Origin of the sequence: Pseudomonas sp. FW300-N2A2 (assembly GCF_017351735.1) — a bacterium.
In the GTDB taxonomy this organism is placed as follows: Bacteria; Pseudomonadota; Gammaproteobacteria; order Pseudomonadales; family Pseudomonadaceae; genus Aquipseudomonas; species Aquipseudomonas migulae.
On sequence record NZ_JACNDU010000064.1, the window covers coordinates 1 to 2,835 of the forward strand.

At 53.6% G+C, this 2,835-nt stretch carries 1 protein-coding gene and 1 pseudogene; one reads left to right on the top strand and one right to left on the bottom strand.

Annotated elements, in window-relative coordinates:
* Positions 1-179 precede the first annotated feature (179 nt).
* Positions 180-287, top strand: a pseudogene (locus J4E42_RS29300) (alginate biosynthesis protein AlgA); the annotation flags it as partial.
* A gap of 99 nt (positions 288-386) precedes the next feature.
* On the opposite strand, the gene J4E42_RS29590 reads toward J4E42_RS29300, so the two are convergent.
* Positions 387-2,835 (bottom strand): RHS repeat-associated core domain-containing protein (locus tag J4E42_RS29590; RefSeq protein ID WP_310650446.1); only part of this gene is annotated, 2,449 nt, incomplete at its 5' end.

The following is a 2,835-nucleotide window of genomic DNA, read 5'->3' on the forward strand; positions in this document are numbered from 1 at the left end:
ACCAGACCACGCGGATCGATGGCAATCAGCTTTGGGGTATGGCGGTGCATGGCCGTTACTTGAGCATCCATGACAATTCATCTCGAAGAATGACGATCAGCAAATGCCTAAAACCCTTGTCTGGCTACTGTCAAAAGTTACAGTCTCGATGAGTGGTACGAATACCGGCCACCCCATTCCAATCGGGTAGCTATCTGGGTGAGGACGATATCGAGCGGTTTGAAGATATCTATGGTCGGTCTACGCCGATTGAGCGTGAGGTTTCGGTGAAAACCACCGCGCAGTAAGTCATCGGCAACAAAGAAGCCCCCGTCCAGGTCACTGCGTTCCCTATCCGTAGTGGATTGGGTGGGGCTTTTTTATTAACTAATGCCCATTTCCTGAATTCAAGAGACTGCTCTTCCTAATGTTCGCTGTAAAAAACTGCGCTTCTGCCCAAAACTTACCGCACCTCGATCAATTTCTCGCTGCACTGCAACCTTAGTATCTGTAATCCGCCCCACAAATGCTTTTACCTCTCCCTTCGATAAAGTCGAATACTTCTCGGAAATAATTGACTTCCACTCAGCATTACCAATCGACTTAAATTTATCCCAGCGCTCCGCATTGAACGCTTTCGACAAATCAACAGCAGACAAGTTATAAATCGAATTTTTGTTTTCAGAAAAAGCCGACTCATGATCTATCAAGTATACGTTACCTAGAGCATCCCACAACTGATTACCAGAGTTATCATCGAATTCATTAATAAGAAAATAAAAAAGCTTGGCCGCTTCAGGTAAAATCCTCCTTTCTTTAGTGTCAGCTCCAGCAACAATTACTTCCTGCTGAACCATTGATTTCGCCTTGGCTTTTGTAGGAGGGACAAGATGAAAATTGAGCATTTCACTAACGGTATAGGCAAGTTCTTCACGCTGAGGACCTTCCGGGCTCTGCATTTTTTTCACAAAAAATCCCACACCCTCGACCGCAGAGCTAGCTCGATAAATTGTATTATCGTGTCTATTCTGAAATACGGTCATCGACAGCATATCAACCTCAGGAATAAAAGATGACACCAACTTATTAACAACGAGGACATCAGAAACAGATTTAGCACGAGCCAAAGATTGCGCACCAATATACTTCCCACCATCAACCAAACTTTGAACATCCTTTGAAAAAATTGCCCCTACAGGTACTTTCACCCCTCCTTGTAAATCCACAAAATTCAAAGGACAGTTTGCAACAAAGCAAAACAAATTCGACCCATCAACATCCCCCAAAGGGTCCGGATTAATCCATCGCTGCAACCAAGGTATGTAATACCTCAACCCATAGTAATAAAGCCCCGTCGCGTCCTGCTCTTTCCCCGAGTACCGCACCGTTTTGTAGCTGACCTGCACCGTCGTGCCGTTCCACCATGACGTGCCGCCAAACGGGTAAAACCTTTCCTGGGTGATGAGGTGGGCGTGCTGATCCAGCTCCAGCGTGCTCGACCCCAGATGGTCCGTCAGGCAGTAGCGTTGCTGGTCGTTGCTGATCTCGGTCGGTCTTTCCGCCTCCCAGTGCAACACCCGCACGCTGCCGCGCCCGGTCGCCACGTTGATGACGTGCAGCACTTCACCGGTGCCGCTGTGGGTGCGGATTTCCAGGCCGGGCAAATACAGGGTTTCGATGATGTTCGTTTGGGCATTGGTTTGCAGCGAGCGGACTTTGCGCACGCGCAGGCCGTCGGTTGCGTAAACGTAATGCTCGCTGTCGTTTTCGGCATCACGCACCACCGGGCGGACTTCACACAATTGATTGCGCGCGTCCCAGCGCAACGTTTGCCCCGGTTGCAGCGTCAGCAGGTTGCCATTGGCGTCGAAACTGTCACGGAAGTCTTGTTCAGTCGGCTCGATACCATCGCGCACCGGCAGGCAGCGGTTGCTGTGAGCATCGGCGACCAGACGATGGCCGGGGTTTTGCGGGCCGGTGTGGATCAGTTCGAGCAGGTTGTTGCCGGCGTCATAACGGTAGCTCTGGCGGTAGTTGCCGGGCATGGCGGGGTCCGCCGTCATTGCCGACGACGGGCCGTTTTTGACCGCGCCGGCCTCCCAGCCTGTGGCCGCGATCAACCGGTCGAGCGTGTCGTACCAATAATCGCTGACCGGCTCGATACGCTGATTGGCGAAGTAGCGGATCGGCAGCGCGGCGTCTTTGATGCTTCGCACATTGCCGACCGGGTCGTAGCTGTAACGCAGATCCTGCAACGGCTCGTTCTGGCCGAGCCGGGACAGCAGCCGTTGCAGACGCCCATCCTCGGCGGCGTATTCAAGGGTGGTGATCACGCCATTGCCGGCAATTTCCCTTTCGACCTGGCCGTGGGCGTTGTAGGTGATGGCGCTGACCATCGGCAGGTGCTGGGTCGTGTGGCTCAAACGCAAATCCACGGCGCGCAACTGACCGTCCACGGTCTGGCTGAAGCGTTGCTCGTTGCCTTGGGCATCGGTCCGGGACAGCAGGTCTCCCGGTGGGTTGAAGCGTGAGTGCGTTGAAAACGACTGCGCGATGTCACCGAGATGCCGCTCTTGCTCGAGTAGCGTGCCGGTTAATCCGTAGTCGTTGAACAGCAGAACACCGGCAAGGTCTGCGTGGCTGATCAGTTGGCCGCACTGGTTGTGATCGGCAAAAGCCGGGGCGTTCGCGGCATAAGTCAGACGCTCTGCGCAAACCGCTTCGCCCTCCAACGCCTGCTCGAACAGCGCCGTCAATCGCAGCTGATTGTCGTAGTGCATCCAACGTTGCGAACCCCGGCCATCCCAGGATTGAACCGGTTGATCTGCCTCGCCGAAAAGATTCACGCGCAAGCCC